The 19704-nt window shown below is 68.2% G+C and carries 17 protein-coding genes, 1 tRNA gene and 1 pseudogene; 8 read left to right on the forward strand and 11 right to left on the reverse strand.

Annotated features, from left to right (window positions below; all coding sequences use genetic code 11):
• Position 1 precedes the first annotated feature (1 nt).
• The 11 genes and pseudogenes from AB0I28_RS21920 to dnaA all read right to left on the reverse strand — a co-directional run bounded on the left by AB0I28_RS21920 (position 2) and on the right by dnaA (position 12649).
• Positions 2–610, reverse strand: a complete 609-nt coding sequence (locus tag AB0I28_RS21920) for a PH domain-containing protein (protein WP_357496018.1) — start codon at positions 608–610, stop codon at positions 2–4.
• 129 nt (positions 611–739) lie between these two features.
• Positions 740–1105 carry a hypothetical protein gene (locus AB0I28_RS21925; protein ID WP_357496020.1) on the reverse strand — a complete coding sequence of 122 codons (366 nt, stop codon included), beginning with the start codon at positions 1103–1105 and terminating at the stop codon, positions 740–742.
• Positions 1106–1191: 86 nt separating this feature from the next.
• Positions 1192–1268, reverse strand: a tRNA-Ile gene (locus AB0I28_RS21930).
• A gap of 77 nt (positions 1269–1345) precedes the next feature.
• A pseudogene (locus AB0I28_RS21935) lies at positions 1346–1765 on the reverse strand (DUF3566 domain-containing protein); the annotation flags it as partial.
• Positions 1766–1874: 109 nt separating this feature from the next.
• Entirely contained in the window at positions 1875–4424 is a 2550-nt protein-coding gene (gene gyrA / locus AB0I28_RS21940; RefSeq protein ID WP_357496022.1) for a DNA gyrase subunit A, read from the reverse strand.
• Positions 4425–4520: 96 nt separating this feature from the next.
• Positions 4521–6479, reverse strand: coding sequence for a DNA topoisomerase (ATP-hydrolyzing) subunit B (gene gyrB, locus AB0I28_RS21945; RefSeq protein WP_357496023.1), 1959 nt, complete (start codon positions 6477–6479; stop codon positions 4521–4523).
• A 217-nt stretch (positions 6480–6696) separates the two neighbouring features.
• Positions 6697–7107: a DciA family protein gene (locus tag AB0I28_RS21950; protein ID WP_357496025.1), complete on the reverse strand. Its 411-nt coding sequence runs from the start codon at positions 7105–7107 to the stop codon at positions 6697–6699.
• A 56-nt stretch (positions 7108–7163) separates the two neighbouring features.
• A complete protein-coding gene (gene recF, locus AB0I28_RS21955) occupies positions 7164–8315 on the reverse strand; it encodes a DNA replication/repair protein RecF (RefSeq protein ID WP_357496027.1) in 1152 nt (383 codons plus the stop codon).
• A 33-nt stretch (positions 8316–8348) separates the two neighbouring features.
• Positions 8349–9227, reverse strand: a complete 879-nt coding sequence (gene gnd, locus AB0I28_RS21960; RefSeq protein ID WP_357496029.1) for a phosphogluconate dehydrogenase (NAD(+)-dependent, decarboxylating) — start codon at positions 9225–9227, stop codon at positions 8349–8351.
• An 18-nt stretch (positions 9228–9245) separates the two neighbouring features.
• Positions 9246–10385: a DNA polymerase III subunit beta gene (gene dnaN / locus AB0I28_RS21965; protein WP_357496031.1), complete on the reverse strand. Its 1140-nt coding sequence runs from the start codon at positions 10383–10385 to the stop codon at positions 9246–9248.
• Positions 10386–10987: 602 nt separating this feature from the next.
• Positions 10988–12649: a chromosomal replication initiator protein DnaA gene (gene dnaA / locus AB0I28_RS21970; protein ID WP_357496033.1), complete on the reverse strand. Its 1662-nt coding sequence runs from the start codon at positions 12647–12649 to the stop codon at positions 10988–10990.
• A gap of 421 nt (positions 12650–13070) precedes the next feature.
• Between dnaA and rpmH the strand changes: the two genes are divergently transcribed.
• The 8 genes from rpmH (at position 13071) to AB0I28_RS22010 (ending at position 19668) form a co-directional block, all read left to right on the forward strand.
• Positions 13071–13208 (forward strand): 50S ribosomal protein L34, encoded by a 138-nt coding sequence (gene rpmH / locus AB0I28_RS21975; protein WP_184791248.1) that lies wholly within the window; start codon positions 13071–13073, stop codon positions 13206–13208.
• 43 nt (positions 13209–13251) lie between these two features.
• Positions 13252–13614: a ribonuclease P protein component gene (gene rnpA / locus AB0I28_RS21980; RefSeq protein WP_357496036.1), complete on the forward strand. Its 363-nt coding sequence runs from the start codon at positions 13252–13254 to the stop codon at positions 13612–13614.
• Complete coding sequence (gene yidD / locus AB0I28_RS21985; protein WP_357496038.1) at positions 13611–13868, forward strand: membrane protein insertion efficiency factor YidD; 258 nt, start codon at positions 13611–13613, stop codon at positions 13866–13868. Before rnpA ends, yidD begins: the two co-directional genes overlap by 4 nt.
• A gap of 10 nt (positions 13869–13878) precedes the next feature.
• Positions 13879–14838 (forward strand): membrane protein insertase YidC, encoded by a 960-nt coding sequence (yidC, locus tag AB0I28_RS21990; RefSeq protein ID WP_357496698.1) that lies wholly within the window; start codon positions 13879–13881, stop codon positions 14836–14838.
• A 14-nt stretch (positions 14839–14852) separates the two neighbouring features.
• Positions 14853–15377 (forward strand): R3H domain-containing nucleic acid-binding protein, encoded by a 525-nt coding sequence (locus tag AB0I28_RS21995; RefSeq protein ID WP_357496040.1) that lies wholly within the window; start codon positions 14853–14855, stop codon positions 15375–15377.
• A gap of 104 nt (positions 15378–15481) precedes the next feature.
• Entirely contained in the window at positions 15482–16099 is a 618-nt protein-coding gene (gene rsmG / locus AB0I28_RS22000) for a 16S rRNA (guanine(527)-N(7))-methyltransferase RsmG (RefSeq protein WP_357496042.1), read from the forward strand.
• Positions 16100–17443: 1344 nt separating this feature from the next.
• Entirely contained in the window at positions 17444–18496 is a 1053-nt protein-coding gene (locus tag AB0I28_RS22005; protein WP_357496044.1) for a ParA family protein, read from the forward strand.
• Complete coding sequence (locus AB0I28_RS22010) at positions 18496–19668, forward strand: ParB/RepB/Spo0J family partition protein (RefSeq protein WP_357496046.1); 1173 nt, start codon at positions 18496–18498, stop codon at positions 19666–19668. Before AB0I28_RS22005 ends, AB0I28_RS22010 begins: the two co-directional genes overlap by 1 nt.
• Positions 19669–19704: the final 36 nt, after the last annotated feature.

The raw sequence follows: 19704 nt of genomic DNA on the forward strand, positions 1-19704 counted from the left end.
ATCAGAGGCGGGCGAGGACCTCGGCGCGCTTGGCGGCGTACTCCTCGTCGGTGATGAGGCCTTCGGCGTGCCAGTCACGAAGCGACTGCAAGGTCGCGCGAGGATCAGCCCCGGGCGCTGCCTGCGCCGCCGGCACCGCCTGTGGGGCGTAAGGGGGCGGCGGTGGAACCACGAACGGCGCGGCGTACACCGGTGGCGTCGCCGAGTCGGTGGAAAGCATGCCGGCGTAGGCGCCGACGGCCGAGCGTGCGGCTTCGACGAGCTTCACGCCGTCCGCCTTCAGCACGCCCTTGATCTCGGCCCGCGCCTCGCCGGCCGCGACCGTGATCTCGCCACTGAGCATCCCGGGGCGCCACTCCACCGCCGTGACGCGAGGCAGTGGGAACTCTTCGTGCGTCTGCTTGCTGCGACCGTGCACGAGGAACAGTAGCCGCTCGTTCGTCAGCACGACGAGTCCCTGGCTGCCGCTGTAGGTTCCCGTCGCCATCAGCTCGACGAGTTCGTGCTCGTACAGGTACGTCACGAGCTCGTGGATCTCGCGTTTCCCGCCCAGCGTGGCGATGCCCTTCGCAGCGGCGGCGATATCACCGCGAAGCCCCGACGTGTCCATCCGTCCACTTTCGCAAGCGGCGGTGGACCCGCCCATCGGATGATCGGATACGCGGGCGGCCGCCGGCGCAGGGAAACCTTCGCCACCCGCCGAGCCCGGTGCCGTGCACGCACCAACGCCCCAGCCGCGTCAAACGCCCGGCGCGACCGGCCCAGGCGCTTCCAGTGCGTCGGCTTCCCGCTCCAGGCCCGCCGCGATGTCATCCCAGTCGGGTCCGTGCATCCAGAGACTGGCCGCCGCCGCCCGCATGAGCTTCGGCTCGTTCGGCCGCTGCAACAGCACCAGCCGGTAGGCGAGGTTGCGAACCCACACTGGAAGATGACCATCGGCGATATGCGGACACAGCTCCTGCAGCATCGCAAGGATCGCCTCCGCGTCGGAGAAGGTCAGCACCTCGACGAAGCGGTTCTCGCCGTGGCGGCGATCGCACTCCGGCGTGGGCCGGTATTCATCGCCGTACAGGCATCGTGCGTGCTCCGCCAAGGTCGTGTGCATGACCGCAGCCTATGGCCGTGCGCAAGCGAAAAAGAAGCGCCAGGACCGACCGGGTTTCCCTGGTCTGACCTGGCGCTTCGTCACACTGGTGGGGCTAGATGGAATCGAACCATCGACCTCAGAGTTATCAGCTCTGCGCTCTAACCGACTGAGCTATAGCCCCAGACGCGACGAGACGAAACGATACCTTAGGCACCGGGCGCTCGTCGCGCAGGTATGGGGGTAAGCGCCGGCGGGCGACTACTCCTTCTCCGACAGGGTCAGTTCGATGCCGCCGACGAGGTCGGCGCACACGTTGTAGATGAACGCCCCGAGGGTCGCCATGGCCGTGAAGAGCACCATGTTGACCACTCCGAGCAGTGCCGACACGCCGATCACGCCCCGCGCGGTGAACGTGAACCCACCGCTCTCACTGCCCGACCCGACGAGCGAGCCGACCAGGTCGTTGAGGCTGGTGAAGACGCCCATCGAGTCCAGCGCGATGTACAGCACCGTCGTGGCCACGATCAGCACGATGAAGAGAACCAGTGACACGGCGAAGGAGAACTTCATCACCGACCACGGATCGATCCGCTTGAGGTGGAGCCTGGCTCGCCGTGGACCGCGCGCCGCGGCCGCCGAGACGGCCTGACGGGCCGCCTTAACAGCCTCGGCGACCTTGGTCGACGAGCTCGTCTGCGGTGGTGGAGGCAGCGCCTCTGGTGAAGTCGGCGGAGGCGTCATGCCGGGCGGCCGGGTTACCTTGCTGCCCCCCGGCACGTCGGTCACCTCAGCGCCGCCCACGTTGGCGCGACCGACCGCCGCCGGGCCGTTCGCCTGCGTGTCCGTCATGCGTTAAGTCCTGTTCGTCCGGCTCGTCCGCGCTACGAGCGATAGCCACCAAGGTAACGCCTTCCGGCAGATCCATCAGCTTGACGCCCATGGTGTTGCGATCCCGTGTCCGCCGGACAGGTTTGACAGGCGTACGGATCACTCCGCCGTTGGAGGTGATCGCGAAGAGCTCGTCGTCCGGTAGGACGCTCAGCGCGCCGACGAGGCCGCCGCGCCGTTCCGTGATCTTCGCGGTGAGCACGCCCTTCCCACCCCTGCCCTGACGCGGGTACTCGTCGACAGGTGTGCGCTTGGCGAAACCCCCTCCGGTGGCGACGAGGATGTCCATGCCCTCGCGCACCACCTCCATCGTAAGGAGAACGTCCCCATCGGTGAAGCGCATACCGATGACTCCGGACGTCGCACGGCCCATCGGACGCAAGGATTCGTCGGTCGCCTGGAAGCGGATCGCCTGCGCGTTGCGGCTGACCAGCAGCAGATCGTCCTCGGGACCGATCAGCGCGGCGCCGACGAGCTCGTCCTCGCCCTTGAGGTTGATGCCGATGACGCCGCCGGTGCGGTTGGAGTCGAAGTCGGTGAGCTTGGTCTTCTTGACGACGCCGTCCCGCGTGGCCAGCACCAGGTAGGGCGCGACCTCGTAGTTCGTGATCTGGATGACCTGCGCGATGTGCTCACCGGGCTGGAAGGCGAGCAGGTTGGCGACGTGCTGGCCGCGGGCCGTACGCGACGCCTCGGGCAGCTCGTAGGCCTTCGCGCGGTACACGCGGCCCTTGTTGGTGAAGAACAGGACCCAGTCGTGGGTCGAGCACACGAAGAAGTGGCTCACGAGGTCGTCGAGCCTCAGGGTCGCGCCCTGGACGCCCTTGCCGCCGCGGTGCTGGGTGCGGTAGGCGTCGACCTTCGTGCGCTTGGCGTAGCCGCCGCGCGTGATGGTCACGACGACGTCCTCGCGGGCGATGAGGTCCTCCATGGAGACCTCGCCCTCGAAGGGCACGATCTTCGTGCGGCGCTCGTCGCCCCACTTGGCGACGGTGGCCTCGAGCTCTTCCTTGATGATCGAACGCTGACGCTCCGGGCGTGCCAGGATGTCCTCGAGGTCGGCGATCTTCGACTCGATGTCGACGAGCTCGTCGATGATCTTCTGCCGCTCCAGCGCCGCGAGGCGGCGAAGCTGCATGTCGAGGATGGCGATCGCCTGGATCTCGTCGACGTCGAGGAGCTGCTGGAGGCCCAGCTTCGCCTCGTCGGCCGAGGGCGCGCTGCGGATGAGCTGGATGACCGCGTCGAGCTGGTCGAGGGCCTTGCCCAGACCACGCAGGATGTGGGCCCGCTCCTCGGCCTTGCGCAGGCGGTACTGGGTGCGCCGGACGATGACGTCGACCTGGTGGGCGACGTAGTGGCGGATGAACTGCGCCAGGTTGAGCGTGCGCGGCACGCCGTCGACCAGGGCGAGCATGTTCGCGCCGAAGGTCTCCTGCAGCTGCGTGTGCTTGTACAGGTTGTTGAGGACGACCTTGGGGATCGAGTCCCGCTTGAGGACCAGGATCAGCCGCATGCCGGTACGGCCGGAGCTCTCGTCGCGGATGTCGGCGATGCCGGTGAGCTTGCCCTCCTTGACCAGCTCGGCGACCCGCAGCGCGAGGTTGTCCGGGTTGACCTGGTAGGGCAGCTCGGTGACGACGAGGCAGGCGCGCCCCTTGGCGTCCTCCTCCATCTCGATGACCGCGCGCATGCGGATCGAGCCGCGACCGGTGCGGTAGGCGTCCTCGATGCCGGAGCGGCCGACGATCAGGCCGTAGGTCGGGAAGTCGGGACCGTGGACGAGCTTGATCAGCTCCTCAAGGGTCTCCTCCTCGGGCACGTCGTGGTGCTCCAGGCACCAGTAGACGGCCTGGGCGACCTCCCGCAGGTTGTGCGGCGGGATCTTGGTCGCCATGCCGACGGCGATGCCCTCGGAGCCGTTGACGAGCAGGTTGGGGATGCGGGCCGGCAGTACGAGCGGCTCGGTGGTCTTGCCGTCGTAGTTGGGGCCGAAGTCCACCGACTCCTCGTCGATGTCGCGCATCATCTCCATGGCCATGGGATGCAGGCGCGACTCGGTGTACCGCATGGCGGCCGCGCCGTCGTTGCCCGGCGAACCGAAGTTGCCCTGGCCGTCGATCAGCGGGTAGCGCAGCGACCAGGGCTGCGCCATGCGCACGAGGGTGTCGTAGATCGAGGAGTCGCCGTGGGGGTGGTACTGACCCATCACGTCACCGACGACGCGGGAGCACTTCACGTACCCGCGGTCGGGGCGGTAGCCCCCGTCGTACATGCCGTAGAGCACCTTGCGGTGCACCGGCTTGAGGCCGTCGCGCACGTCGGGCAGGGCCCGGCCGACGATGACGCTCATGGCGTAGTCGAGGTACGACCGGTGCATCTGCACATCGACGCCTACCGGCTGGATGCGCCCGCCCGACGCGTCGTCCGACACGGTGGTCTCCGTCACGGTTTGCCTTTCACCTTGCTTGAGAACCTGTGGATAAGTCTGTGGATAATGTGGACGGCCCTGTGGACCGAAGCCGGGGGCCGTCCACGATGCGCACTAGATGTCCAGGAAACGGACATCCTTGGCGTTGCGCTGGATGAAGTTCCGCCGCGACTCCACGTCCTCACCCATGAGGACGCTGAAGAGCTCGTCCGCGGTTGCCGCGTCGTCGAGGGTCACCTGGAGCAGGGACCGCGTCGCCGGGTCCATGGTGGTCTCCCACAGCTCGTGGTAGTTCATCTCGCCGAGACCCTTGTACCGCTGGATGCCGTCGAAGCGACGGGGGTCGGCCTTGCCGGCCGCGATGCCCATCTCGATGAGGCCGTCGCGCTCCCGGTCGGAGTAGGCGTACTCGACCACGTCGCCCTTGCGGTTCCACTTGATCTTGTACAGCGGCGGCTGCGACATGTACACGTGGCCCATCTCGACCAGCGGGCGCATGAAGCGGAACAGCAGCGTGAGCAGCAGGGTGTTGATGTGCTGGCCGTCCACGTCGGCGTCGGACATCATGATCACCTTGTGGTACCGGAGCTTCTCGATGTCGAACTCTTCGTGGATGCCGGTGCCCAGGGCCGTGATGATGGCCTGGACCTCGTTGTTCTTCAGCACCTTGTCGATGCGGGCCTTCTCGACGTTGAGGATCTTGCCCCGGATCGGCAGGATGGCCTGCGTGCGGGGGTTGCGCCCCTGCTTGGCCGAACCGCCGGCGGAGTCGCCCTCGACGATGAACACCTCGGACTCGCGCGGGTCGGTCGACTGGCAGTCGGCCAGCTTGCCCGGCATCGACGACGTCTCCAGCAGGCTCTTGCGGCGCGCGAGTTTCCTCGCCTGCGCGGCGGCCTTGCGGGCCTGCGCGGCGGCCGAGGCCTTCTGGATGATCGTCTTGGCCTCGCCGGGGTTGCGCTCGAACCAGTCCGCCAGACGCTCGTTGACGATCTTCTGGACGAAGCCCTTGACCTCGGTGTTTCCCAGCTTGGTCTTGGTCTGGCCCTCGAACTGCGGCTCGCGCAGCTTCACCGAGATGATCGCCGCCAGGCCCTCGCGGATGTCCTCACCGGAGAGGCGGTCGTCGCCCTTGAGGAGCTTGCGGTCGGTGCCGTACTTGTTGACGATCGTCGTCAGTGCCGCACGGAAACCCTCTTCGTGCGTGCCGCCCTCGTGAGTGTTGATCGCGTTGGCGAAGGTGTAGACCGACTCGCCATAGGACTCGTTCCACTGGAGCGCGACCTCGGCGCCCATGCCGGCGTCGTCGTCCTGCGACTCGAAGTGCACGACCGTGCGGTGCAGCGGCGACTTCGTGGCGTTGAGGTGCCGGACGAAGTCGGCGATGCCCTCGTCGTAGCGGAAGGTGACCTCGCGGGGCTTGTCCTCCTCGAAGTTCTCCGGCCGCTCGTCACGCAAGATGATGGTCAGGCCCTTGGTGAGGAAGGCCATCTCCTGGAGGCGCCGGTAGATCGTCTCGAAGTTGAACTCGACCGTCTCGAAGATCTTCGGGTCCGGCCAGAAGGCCACCGAGGAACCCGTGGTGGTCGTGGTCTCGCCCTTCTCCAGCGGCGAGGGCTTCGAGTAGTCGTACGTCTGCCGGTAGACGTTGCCGTTCTTGTGGATCTCCACGGCCATCTTGGTCGACAGCGCGTTCACGACGGAGACACCGACGCCGTGCAGTCCGCCGGAGACCGCGTAGGCCTTGCCGTCGAACTTGCCGCCCGCGTGCAGAACCGTCAGCGCGACCTCGACACCCGGCTTCTTCAGCTTCGGGTGGAGGTCGACGGGGAAACCGCGGCCGTTGTCGATGACACGGACGCCGCCGTCTTCGAGCAGGGTGACGTTGATCGTGTCGCAGTAGCCGGCCATGGCCTCGTCGACCGCGTTGTCCACGATCTCCTGGACAAGGTGGTGAAGACCACGTTCGCCGGTGGAGCCGATGTACATACCGGGACGCTTGCGTACTGCTTCAAGCCCTTCGAGGACCTGGATTTGGTTTGCGCCGTACTCGTCCTTGGCGGCTGCGTTCACGCAAGAACCCACTTTCTGATGTCTCGTGCTGCCCGACCGGGACTGTGGCCCCGGGCCGTTCGCGAGCCGGCGCACGTCACACCACACGAATGGCACTGACGGGCCGGCCCACTTCGATCCTACTTGCCCCCTGCGACAGGAACGGCACCGCACACGCCCTGAGTTCGCCGTGTGGCGCCGAAAACCCCGCTCGCCTACTCCCCCACTCGGGTGCAGGCTACCCGTACGTGTCGCGCGAGCCTGGAAATCGTACGCGCCGAGGGCCGAGATTACGGCGGGTCTGGGTGGGACCGTGCACGCGCACCCTGGTGACCAGCCCGTGGCCGATGTCCTCGGCGATCTTCTTCAGAATCGTGCCCTGGAAGAGCCGCAGCTGAGTCGCCCAGGCCGTCGACTCCGCCTCGATGACCAGCTCGGTCTCGGCCAGCGAGACCGGACGGCAGTGCGCGGCGATCTCGGCGCCGACGATGGCCTCCCAGCGGCCGAAGACGCCGTGGTGGGCGGCCGGCTGCTGCCAGCCGCGGTCCTTGAGGAGCTTCGCCAGCAGCACCGACAAGGCCTGCGGGTCGCGCTTGTCGGGCCCCGGCCCGGTGTACCCGGCGGACTTCCGGCGCGGTCGGTAGGGCATCCCCTGCTCACGCGACAAGGCGGCCACCACCCTCGATCTGACGGGAAACCCGCAGGTCAGACGACACGGCGAACCTCCCCTTCGGCGACGTCGTAGCGCGCGCCGGCCAGCGCGGCGGGCACGTCCCCGGCGACCGCGCAGGTCACCAGGACCTGGGCGGCGCCGTCGACGAGCTCGGCGAGGCGGTCGCGGCGGCTGGCGTCGAGTTCGGCGAACACGTCGTCGAGGATGAGCACCGGCTCGATCCCCTCGGCGCGCAGCAGGTCGTATGCGGCCAGGCGCAGCGCCAGCGCGAAGGACCACGACTCGCCGTGGCTGGCGTAGCCCTTGGCGGGCAGGTCCCCCAGCTGGAGCGTGATCTCGTCGCGCTGCGGCCCGACGAGCGTCGAGCCGCGGTCGATCTCGGCGTCGCGGGCGGCGGCCAGCGCGTTGAGCATCCGCGCCGACAGCAGCTCCCGGTCGGCGGTCAGCTGCCCGGTCCCGTCGTCGAGGTTCGACCTGTAGGTGATCGTCGCCCGCCCCTTGCCCTGGCTGACCGCGTCGTAGGCCTTCGTGACGTACGGCGTCAGCGTCTCGACCAGCGCCAGGCGCCCGGCGAGCAGCTCCCCGCCGTACTCGGCGAGCTGCTTGTCCCAGGCCTCCAGGGTGCGCAGGTCGCCGGAGTCGGCGGCCGCGCGACGGCCGGTCACCTTGCGGGCGAGGTAGGCCGTGCGCAGGAGCGTGTTGCGCTGCTTGAGCACCCGGTCGTAGTCGCTGCGGACACCCGCGTAACGGGGGTGGCGGGCGACGAGCAGGTCGTCGAGGAAACGCCGGCGCTCCGACGGCTCGCCCCGCACCAGCGCGAGGTCCTCCGGCGCGAAGAGGATCACCCTCAGCGCGCCCAGCAGGTCCCGCGCCCTCGGCAGGGCCGAGCGGCCCAGCCGCGCCCGGTTCGACTTGCCCGGGACCAGTTCGAGTTCGGCCAGCAGCTCGCGGCCCTCGTGGACGATCGCCGCCCGCAGGATCGCGCGCTCGGCGCCGGCCCGCACCAGCGGCGCGTCGGCCGAGACCCGGTGGCTGCCCAGCGTCGCCAGGTAACCCAGGGCCTCGACGAGGTTGGTCTTCCCGGCGCCGTTGGGCCCGACCAGGACGCTCGGCCCCGGCTCAAGGTCGACGACCACGTGCGGGTACGAGCGGAAGTCGATGAGCTCGAATCGACGAACGTGCACGTCCCTACCGCCCGACCCGCCTGTGGTTCTCGGTTATTTCTTGTTCTTGACGGCGTGTCCGCCGAACTGGTTGCGCAGGGCCGAGACGGCCTTCATCGCCGGGGAGTCGTCCTGCCGGGACTCGAAGCGCGCGAACAGCGACGCCGAGATCACGTGCAGCGGGACCGCGAGCCGGATGGCCTCCTCGACCGTCCAGCGGCCCTCTCCGGAGTCGCTGGAGTAGCCGGTGATGTCGGCCAGCTCCGGGTCCTCCTGGAGGGCGTTGTCGAGCAGGTCCAGCAACCAGGAGCGGATGACGGTGCCCTCGCGCCAGGACTTGATCACGGCCGGGACGTCGGTCACGTGCTCGCTGGCTGCCAGCAGCTCGTAGCCCTCGGCGTAGGCGTGCATCATGCCGTACTCGATGCCGTTGTGAACCATCTTCGCGTAGTGCCCGGCACCGACGCCGCCGGCGTGCACGAAGCCGAATTCACCTTCGGGTTTGAGCGCCTCGAAGATGGGCATCAAACGGGCCACGTCCTCGTCGGAGCCGCCCACCATCAACGCGTAGCCGTTCTTCAGACCCCAGACCCCGCCCGACACTCCGGCGTCGACGTAGCCGATCCCCTTGGGCTTGAGGTGCTCGGCGTGCACAAGGTCGTCGCTGAAGCGGGAGTTTCCTCCGTCGATGAGGATGTCGCCCTCGGAGAGCAACTCCCCGAGGGCGTGCACGGTGTCGCGGGTGGCGTCACCCGAGGGGACCATGATCCACACGGCGCGGGGGCCTTCGAGGCCCTTCACGAGCGCCTCGAGACTGTCGACATCGGACAGGTTCGGGTCGCGGTCGAAACCGACGACCTCGTGGCCGGCGTTGCGCAGGCGGGTGCGCATGTTCCCGCCCATCTTTCCCAGGCCGACGATGCCGAGCTGCATGGATGGTCCCCTTTTCGCTTAACTCTCGAACCGGAGCGGCTGGAGCAGGTACTTGTAGCCCTCGATCTCCTGGACCTCGTCGTCCTCGCCGGGGGCGGCACCGGTCAGCACGACCGGCTTCATCGGATCTGTGAACGAGAGTACGGCGGTCGGCGCGTTGATGGCGGACAGACCGTCCAGCAGGTACTGGGAGTTGAAGGCGACGGTCATCGGTTCGCCGTTGTAGTCGCAGTCCATGGCCTCGCTCGCCTTGGCGTCCTCGGTGCCGCCCGCCTCGACGACGAGCCCGTCGGTGTCGATCCGCAGCTGGATGCGGGTGTCGCGTTCGGCGACGAGGGCCACACGGCGGGAGACCTCGACGAGTTCGGCGGCGGTGACACGGAGCTTGGCGTTGTAGGCGGTCGGCAGCAACGACCGTAGCTTAGGCAGCTGGCCGTCGAGCACGCGGCTCGTCGTGTGCCGGTTGTGCGCCGAGAAGCCGACCAGGCCGGTGCCGCCTTCCTGCGGCATCGCGATCGTGACGTCGCCGCCACCGCTGCCGAAACTGCGGGCGGTGTCCGACAGGGCCTTCGCCGGGATCAGCATCGTCAGGTTGATGTCGTCGTCGTTGGGCGCCCAGTCGAGCTCGCGGACGGCCATGCGGTAGCGGTCGGTGGCCAGCAGCGCCAGGCTCGTGCCGATCATCTCGACCTGCACGCCGGTCATCGTCGGCAGTGTGTCGTCACGGCCGGCGGCGACGGCGACCTGGGAGACCGCGGTGGCAAAGACGTCGGCGGGGATCGTCCCGACCGCGCCGGGCATCGCCGGGAGCGCGGGGTAGTCCTCGACGGGCATGGTCGGCAAGGTGAAGCGGGCGCTGCCGCAGGTCAGTTCGGCGTGGCCGTCGGAGGCGGCGAACTCGACGGGCTTGGCGGGCAGGGCCTTGACGATCTCGGCCAGCAGCCGACCGGACACCAGGGCGGTGCCCGGCGAGTCGGCGTCGACGGCGACCGTCACTTGGCTGGAGGTCTCGTAGTCGAAGCCGGAGATGGTCAGGGCGCCGTCGTTGACGCTCAAGAGCGCCCCGGCGAGGACCGGCACTGAGGGGCGCGTCGGCAGGCTCTTGGCGGTCCAGGTGACCGCTGTCGTCAGTGCGTCTCGTTCGACTCGAAACTTCATGCTCTCTCCTTGCGGTGCGGACCGGCGGCCGCTCGTCACGGCCCGGCTGGCTGAGTTTTCCACACAGCGACTGTTGATTGTTTCCCTCTATAGGTAAATACCGTCGTCGTGTTCGGTGCTGTGGAAACTGTGGAAAAGGCCTGTTTCGGCTGGCCACGACGCTACGGGCCTGTGGACGTCCTGTGGAGGCGCCTGGGGAAAACCATGGGGTTCATCCACAGGTTGGCATGATCGCTGAGTTGTCCACATTCGTCCACAGGTCTGTACACAGGGTTTCCCACAGGTTTCCCACAGGGATGTGCACACCGAAAGGCGACTTGTCCACAGTGTTGTCCACATCGCGTCCACAGTCTGTGGACGCAGGCGTGTCTTCTGTGGATGACACTGTGGACAGAGCTTCTGACCTGCGGATTCAGGTTGTGCACAGGGACATGAGAGTTGTGCACATCCTGTGGACGAAGGGTGTGGACGACGAAGCCTCCCCAGCCCGTTTCCGGGCCGGCCGACGGCGTTCGGGCATGGGAAACGGCCCCCGCGCGAGGTGCCGCGGGGGCCGTGAGAAAGACCTCGGGTCGTGTGCTTCACACCGGCGGACCGGCTTTTCAGTTGCCCGTCTGCTTGATCCGGTTGGTCAGCTCGGCGATCTGGTTGTACAGCGTGCGCCGTTCGGCCATCTGTTTGCGGATCTTGCGGTCGGCGTGCATGACCGTCGTGTGGTCGCGGCCGCCGAAGGCCTGCCCGATGCGGGGCAGGGACAGGTCGGTCAGCTCGCGGCACAGGTACATGGCGACCTGGCGGGCGTTGACCAGCACGCGCGAGCGCGAGTGCCCGCACAGGTCGTCGTTGGTGACGCTGAAGTAGTCGGCCGTCGCGCGCATGATGTCGTCGGCGGAGACGTCGGGCGGGCCGTCGTTGTCGGGGATGTAGTCCGACAGGACCTGCTCGGCCAGGGCGCGGTCGATGGGCGAGCGGTTGAGGCTCGCGAAGGCCGTCACCCGGATGAGGGCGCCCTCCAGCTCCCGGATCGAGTGCTGGATGCGGCTGGCGATGTACTCCAGGGCGTCGAAGGGGGCGTCGAGGCGCTCCTGGGCGGCCTTCTTCTGGAGGATCGCGATGCGGGTCTCCAGGTCGGGCGGCTGGATGTCGGCCAGCAGTCCCCACTCGAAGCGGGTGCGCAGCCGGTCCTCCAGCGTCGACAGCTGCTTGGGCGAGCGGTCGGAGGTGATGACGATCTGCTTGTTGGCGTTGTGGAGGGTGTTGAAGGTGTGGAAGAACTCCTCCTGCGTCCGCTCGGCGCGCTCCAGGAACTGGATGTCGTCGATGAGGAGGATGTCGACGTCGCGGTAGCGGCGCTGGAAGGCCTGCCGCTTGTCGTCGCGCAGGGAGTTGATGAAGTCGTTGGTGAACTCCTCGGTCGACACGTACCGGACGCTGCGGGCGTTGCCCAGGCCGGTGGCGTAGTGGCCGATGGCGTGCACGAGGTGGGTCTTGCCGAGGCCGGAGTCGCCGTAGATGAACAGCGGGTTGTAGGCCTTGGCGGGCGACTCGGCGACGGCGACCGCGGCGGCGTGCGCGAAGCGGTTCGAGGAGCCGATGACGAAGGTGTCGAAGTTGTACTTGGCGTTCAGGCGCGAGGCGTTGGCCGGGTTGGACGTGTTGCTCGCGCCGATCGGCCGCTGCGGGCGGGGGGCGGGGATGTCGCCGCCGTCGGAGTGGCCCATCTTCGCGCCGGAGCGGTAGGAGCCGCCCATGGGCGAGCGGTTGTCGAGGGCGGTGTCGTCGATCGGCGACGGGGGCGCGACGGGCGGGGCGTGGCGCTCGCGGTCGGGCGGTGCGTAGACCGGTGGCGCTTCCTGCGGCTCGCGGGGGGAAGGAGGTACGGGTGCGAGGTTGTTCACCGGTGCCTGAGGGGGCGGGGGCAGCAGGGACGGCTGGATGAGGCCGACGTCGTCGGCGCGGTGGGCCGGGGCCTCTTCGGGGGCCGGCGGGCGGACGGTGACCGCTATCTGCACCGACTGGCCGAGGTGATGGCCGAGGGCGGTGGTGAGGGTCGACCGCAGACGCGACTCGAATGCCTCGCGCGCGAACTGGTTCGGCGCGGCGATGATGACGGTGTCCTCGAACAGGCCGAGCGGCTGAGTGAGGCGGAGCCAGGCGCGCTGCTGCGCGGACAGACCGGCATCTCCGAGTTCTTCGGTGACGGCCCGCCACACCGCGCTAAGGTCGGTCGACGCCGCAGCGCCTTCAGTCGTCTCGCCTGCCACGGCGGTCCCACCCCCATGATCGTGTTGGTTATCCACAGGTTATCCACAGCCTGTGCATTCGCTGATCAGCCTGGTTCCGTTGTGACCACGACCCCGGTTCAAATCCGGACGTATCATGACGCAACGGGGCGCTACGAACGGTTTAGAGTATGGGGAGCGCGTTGCCGAAGACCTGCACCAAGCTGGCACGCTAGTCTGTGGCGCGCGTGGACACAAGCGTTGTCCACAGGTTCCTGTGGATTATCGCGGGGCAGTTGGCACGCGATTCCACCCGGGCCGGTTGTCGATCGTCGCGACCTGCCAGTACTGTTGACCGGCCGTTACCTGGGCGCCGCCGTGCCATTGCTACCCTTGGACACGCACGTATGCGTCCGCACGGCTGTAGTCAACACCGTGCAACACCGATCTTGGAGTTCCAGCCGTGAGCAAGCGCACCTTCCAGCCGAACAACCGCCGCCGCGCGAAGACCCACGGCTTCCGGCTGCGTATGCGTACGCGCGCCGGCCGGGCCATCATCGCCCTTCGCCGTCGCAAGGGCCGCGAGCGTCTCTCCGCTTGATAGCGGACGAGACGACTCGCCGCAGTCTTCGTGAGGCCCGCTCGTGCTGCCAAAGGCCGCGCGGCTGCGGAGCCGCGCTGACTTCTCCGCCACCACGCGGGGACGTCGTGCTGCCCGCGGCGCGCTCGTCGTGCACCTGAAGGTGACCGGCGACGGCCGACCGGCGCGAGCGGGTTTCGTCGTGTCCAAAGCCGTCGGCGGGGCCGTCGTCCGCAACAAGGTGAAGCGTCGGCTGCGTCACCTCGTCGCCGAGCGGATCAATACCTGGGAGCCCGGCACCGACATCGTCGTCAGGGCGCTCCCGCAGGCCGCCGACCGTGACCACACCGGTCTCGGCGCCGATCTCGACGGGGCTCTCGCGAGTGCGAGACGGCCCCGTAAGCACGGGCGGGAGCGTCCGAAATGACGCCAGCCCGGCTCCTGTCCTTGCCCATCGTCGCGTACCGTCGATGGATAAGCCCGGCACTGCCGGCCCGATGCCGATTCCACCCGTCGTGTAGCGCCTACGCCCTTGAGGCGATCTCGGTGCACGGGGCGTTGCGTGGTCTCTATCTCGCGGTCCGTCGCGTGCTGCGCTGCCAACCGTTCCACCCGGGCGGTTATGACCCTGTGCCGCCACCACGGCGCAAGGTCGATGAAACTGAAGCTAGGGAGACGTAGCTTGTCCGGCATCTTCCCGCTCGAGTGGTTGTACTGGAGCATTTCCTGGCTGCTGCTCAGCTGGCACTCGCTCTGGGACATGATCCTGCCCGAAAATGCCTTCCTGGGCACCAACTGGGACTGGATCCTCGCGATCGTCTTCCTGGTTCTGACCGTTCGCACGATCTTGTTCCCCTTGTTCGTCAAGCAGATCAAGTCCCAGCGGGCGATGCAGGCTCTGCAGCCGAAGGTCAAGGAGCTCCAGGCCAAGTACAAGCACGACCGGCAGGAGATGCAGCGGCAGCTCATGGAGCTGTACCGCAAGGAGAAGGCCAACCCGCTCATGGGCTGCCTTCCGATGCTGCTCCAGGCGCCCGTCTTCATCGGTCTGCTGCACGTTCTGCGTCGTGTCCACCCCGGTAACACGCAGACCGACCTGTACGGCTGGTCGACCGAGCAGTTCGACAGCTTCCTCGGCTCGCGCCTGTTCAACGCGCCGATCTGGTCGAGCTTCAACACCCCCGACGCCGACCTCCAGGCCGTGGGCTCGGGCACCATCACGGTCAAGATCATCTGTGCCGTCCTGATCGCGTGCATGGTCGCCACGACCTACATGACCTCGCGTCAGATGATCCTCAAGACCGGCTGGGCCGAGGACCGCCAGCAGAAGATGATGCAGCGCCTGATGCTCTACGGCATCCCGGCGACGCTGCTCATCTCCGGCGTGATGTTCCCGATCGGTGTCGTCCTGTACTGGGTGATCTCGAATGCGTTCTCCCTCGGGCAGCAGATGTGGGTGCTGCGCAAGTTCCCACCGCCGAAGATGGCGGGCTCGAACGGCGCGAAGACCGCAGCCGGGAAGCCGGGATCGAAAGCCGCCGAGAAGGCACGTGCGGAGGCCGTGGCCCGCGCCAAGGAATTGGCGCCGAAGCCCGGAGCGAAGCCGGCCAACTCGAAGAAGGGCGGCACCCGTAAAGGTGCCGGCAAGTAAGGGAGAGGCAGCACGTGGCTGAAACGACGACGGATGTCGCCCGTGGTGAGGCGGAGGGGCGCACCACCGCGGGGGTAGACACCGACGCGCTGTTCGAGCAGAGCGAGATCGCCGCCGACTACGTCGAAGGCCTGCTCGACATCCTCGACACCGACGGGGACATCGACGAGCTCGTGAAGGACGACCGACCGATCGTCGAGGTCGTCGGCAGCGGGCTCAACCAGCTGGTCGGACCGGGTGGGGCGACGCTGGAGGCACTACAGGAGCTCACGCGTCTGGCGGTCTTCCGCAAGACCGGCGAGCACAGCAGGCTGATGCTGGACATCGGGGGCTTCCGTTCCGGGCGCCGTGCCGAACTGCAGGCTCTTGCGAAGAAGGTGGCCGACGAGGTCGCGCAGTACGGGAACCCCGTGCGGCTCGACCCGATGAACGCCTTCGAGCGCAAGTGCGTGCACGACGTCATCAACGCCCGCAAGGACGTGGCGAGCGAGTCGGAGGGCACCGAGCCCGACCGTCGCGTGATCGTGAGTCCGGCTTGAGTTCGCATGACGAGACCACGAACGGCCCCTCCACGGAGGGGCCGTTCCCCGTTGAGGGGGCGGCTGGCACGGGCGGTGGAGGCGACGCGGGCGGTGTGGGTGGCGTGCCGCCGGGTCTGGCCGAGGTCGCGGCGAAGGTGTTCGGGGAGAAGGTCTCCCTCGCGGTTTCCTACGCCGAACTGCTCGCGACCGACGGGGTCGAGCGTGGGCTGATCGGCCCGCGCGAGGTCCCGCGCCTGTGGGAGCGGCACATGCTGAACTGCGCGGTGCTCAGCGAGGTCGTGCCCGAGGGCGTCGCGGTGATCGACGTCGGGTCCGGTGCGGGCCTGCCGGGCATCCCGCTGGCGATCGTGCGCCCCGACGTCGAGGTGATGCTCGTCGAGCCGATGCTGCGTCGCACCACTTTTCTGGAGGAGGCCGTGGCGGCTTTGGGGCTGACGAACGTGTCGGTGTTCCGGGGGCGCGCCGAGGAGTGCGAGGTCGCCGCGCCTGTGGTGACCGCCCGCGCGGTGGCTTCGCTCGACAAGCTGGCGCGGTGGTGCATGCCCCTGGTGGCGCGCGGCGGCGAGTTGCTGGCGATGAAGGGCAGTTCGGCGGCCGACGAGGTGGCCGAGCACGCGAAGGCGGTCCGCAAAGCCGGGGGCGCCGAGGCGGAAGTGCTGACGTGCGGGGCGGGGCTGCTGGAGGTGCCGACGACGGTGGTGCGCGTGCGGCGGCGGTAGGTTCGTGCGGCGGCGCGAGGTGGAGTGCGCGGCGCTGAGTGTTTCCCGAACTTGAGTGCGAACGGCGGCCTGCGGGCCGCCGTTTCACGTGAAACATTGGGGCGGTCTGGGCGTTTGCTTCCCGGGCCGGGGGTGCGGCGGGGTCGGGCTCGTGGCGGTCGGTGGGGTCGCTTCGACCCGGTGGCACACGTTGGCGGTCGGCGTCGACTGTTGCGCGCAGTGCGTGCCGACGAGTCGCCGCCCGAGCGTTGGGGTGGAGTGCAGTGGTCGACCAGGGCCGCGCCACACGTCGTCAGGCTAGATGCGCGCTCGAAGGCGTCCACTCGGTTCGGCGACGGGCTTGCTCTCCTCCTCGACGCCCTCCCCCGCTTCGCGGCGCTCGGTCCGCTCGCATGGTCCGGGTCTCGCGACTGGGAACGCTTGCTTCGCGCCGGCCGATCCCACGACGCCCGCGGCCTACTCGTGCTCCGGCCCCCTCGCTTCTTGGCTGCCCGTCCTATCGCCGTGCTGGTTCCCCGGTACCTTCCTCAGCCGAGGTTGCCGGTATGGCGAATACCTCAGCGTCCAGTACAGGGTGGTGCCCGACGAAGCGACAACAGACACCCGGCGAGGGCCACGCCGAGCGAGCCAGTTGCGCGACGGGGATGCTTGGGCCATCGCGCGTGGCACTGGTGAGGAAGTTCCGAGCTGGCGGTCCACGCGAAAGTCTGTCACTCTCCTCCCGCCTGCCCGCTCCGTGAGGTTCGGCAGCCCCGCCGGGCGCGGATATCGTCCCCTCGCTCCCCTCGCTCCCCTCGCTCCCCTCGCTCCCCTCGCTCCCCTCGCTCCCCTCGCTCCCCTCGCCACGGCCCGCAACCTCCGCCCGCCGGACGGCCGCGGCCTCCGTGGCACCGTTTCACGTGAAACATCGAACGAACGCCGCCACCGTTTCACGTGAAACATCGCACCTTCCTCCCCGCCCCACGCTCCCCGTTTCACGTGAAACATCCCCCCACCGGCGACTTCATCTCCCCCACCACGGCTACCGGCCGCCGCCCGGCGAACTTGCCGCAGCGATGCCCGGGTGTCGGATGGCGGGCACGCAAAGAAGCCTCGTAGTCTGTCGAAGCATGCGCGCGACCGTTTCACGTGAAACACCGGGCGATCTGACGGTGGAAGCAGCCGCGCGTATGTCGTGTCCGACGCGACGAGGTGTGGATGATGTCTGAAGATGCGACCCCGCTAGGCGGCAACTCGAGCCACCGGCGGATCCGCGAGATGCTGGATGCCGCAGCGGCGCAGGGAACACCTGCGGCCGCTCCCTCTGAAGCCGCGCCTTTAAGGGGTGCGCGCAGAGAAGCTGATATGGCGGAGCCGTACCACGGGGAGCGGGAGATGCGGCAGATCTACACCGACGACGAGTCGGAGCGCAGAGCCAGTCGGGTTGGACCCGGCGGGGTGTATCCACAGACGCGCGGGCGTCATTCCGACGAGGACAAGGCGCAGGCCGCCGGCCTGCCCACGGGGCCGCGCAAGCCGCCCGAGGCTGAGGACGACCTGCCGCTGGCCCAAGAGGCCAAGCGCGCGGTCAAGGTCCTCAACCCCGGCGGAGCGGTCCTCATGCCGCGCCCGACGCACTGCCGAGTCATGGCGGTGGCCAACCAGAAGGGCGGCGTCGGCAAGACGACCAGTGCGGTGAACCTCGCTGTATCCCTTGCGCTGCACGGGAACCGGGTCATGGTCATCGACCTCGACCCGCAGGGGAACGCCTCCACCGGTCTCGGCGTCGACCACCACACCGAGGTCCCGAGCATCTACGACTCGCTCATCGAGAGCGTGCCGCTCAACGAGGTCGCCACGACCGTCGACGGCATCCCGAACCTGTGGTGCGTGCCGGCGACCATCGACCTCGCCGGCTCCGAAGTCGAGCTGGTCTCGATGGTGGCCCGCGAGTCGCGGCTGCGCATGGCGATCGAAGGCTACGAGCAGGAGCTCGACTACGTCTTCATCGACTGCCCGCCGTCGCTGGGTCTCCTCACCGTCAACGCGCTCGTCGCCGCGCAAGAGGTGCTCATCCCCATCCAGTGCGAGTACTACGCGCTGGAAGGTCTCGGGCAGCTGCTGCGCAACATCGAGCTCGTCAAAGCCCACCTGAATCCGCAGCTGCGGGTCTCGACGATTCTGCTCACCATGTACGACGGGCGCACCAAGCTCGCCGACCAGGTCGAGCAGGAGGTGCGCGGCCACTTCGGCGACACCGTCCTCAAGTCGGTCGTGCCCCGGAGCGTGCGCGTGTCGGAGGCGCCCGGCTATGGCCAGTCGGTCATGACCTACGACCCGGGCTCGCGAGGAGCGACGAGCTACTTCGAGGCCGCCGAGGAGATCGCCGTTCGCGGCGCCGCGATGGGAGACCGGTAATGGCGCCGCCGAAGCGACGTGGCCTAGGGCGAGGCCTCGGGGCACTCATCCCGACCGACGTCTCCGACCTGACCCGCGAGACAAGCCCGGCTGCCACGCCGGAGTTTCCCGCGCTGCACGCCGCCATGGACCAGCTGGAGAGGCAGCGGGCTGAGCGGCCGACTCCGCCCGACGTTCCCGAGCAGTTCGTTGTTCCACGTGAAGCATCGCTGCACGGCGACGCTCCCAAGCCCAAGGAAACCCTTGCGGCCGCCGAGCCCGGCGAACAGGCCAAGCCGGTCGCCGCCGCCGAGGAAGACGACGAACTCGACCTCGAACCGGTTCCCGGCGCGAAGTTCCGCTTCGTGCCGCTCGACCAGATCCTGGTCAACCCGAAGCAGCCGAGGGAGGTCTTCGACGAGGACGCCCTTGAGGAGCTGAAGACCTCGATCCGCGAAGTCGGGCTCCTCCAGCCCATCGTGGTGCGCCCCTACACGCAGGAAACCGAGCACGGCACCCTCTCCCGTTACGAGCTCATCATGGGCGAGCGTCGCCTGCGCGCCAGCCGGGCGATCGGCCTCGACTCGATTCCCGCGATCGTGCGGGAAACCCGCGACGAGGACATGCTTCGCGACGCCCTCCTGGAGAACATCCACCGCGCGCAACTGAACCCCCTCGAAGAGGGCGCGGCCTACCAGCAGCTCCTCGAAGAGTTCGGGGTGACGCAGGAGGAGCTGTCGCGCCGGATCGGGCGCAGCCGGCCGCAGATCTCGAACACGATCCGCCTGCTGAACCTCCCGGGTGCCGTCCAGCGCCGGGTCGCCGCCGGTGTCCTCACCGCGGGCCACGCCCGCGCGCTGCTCGGGCTGGGCCTGGCCGAGCAGCAGGAGCACCTGGCGAAGCGCATCGTTGCCGAGGGACTCTCGGTGCGTACGACCGAGGAGATCGTCCAGGACCTGACGGCGGTCGCCTCCCCCGAGGAAGTGACCGATCCCGTCACCGGCAAGCGGAAGGTCAAGGCGCACGCGCCCGGCGTCGAGGAGCTGTCGAACCGGCTCGCCGACCACTTCGACACACGTGTGAAGGTCAACCTCGGGCAGCGGAAGGGGCGGATCATGATCGAGTTCGCCACGGTCGCCGACCTCGAACGCATCATCGGCGTGATGGGCATGAAGCCGAAGAACGAGGACTAGCGCAGGTTCGCCGTTTCACGTGAAACGGCGATGATG

This window comes from Phytomonospora sp. NPDC050363, from assembly GCF_040655735.1.
Taxonomy (GTDB): domain Bacteria; phylum Actinomycetota; class Actinomycetes; order Mycobacteriales; family Micromonosporaceae; genus Phytomonospora.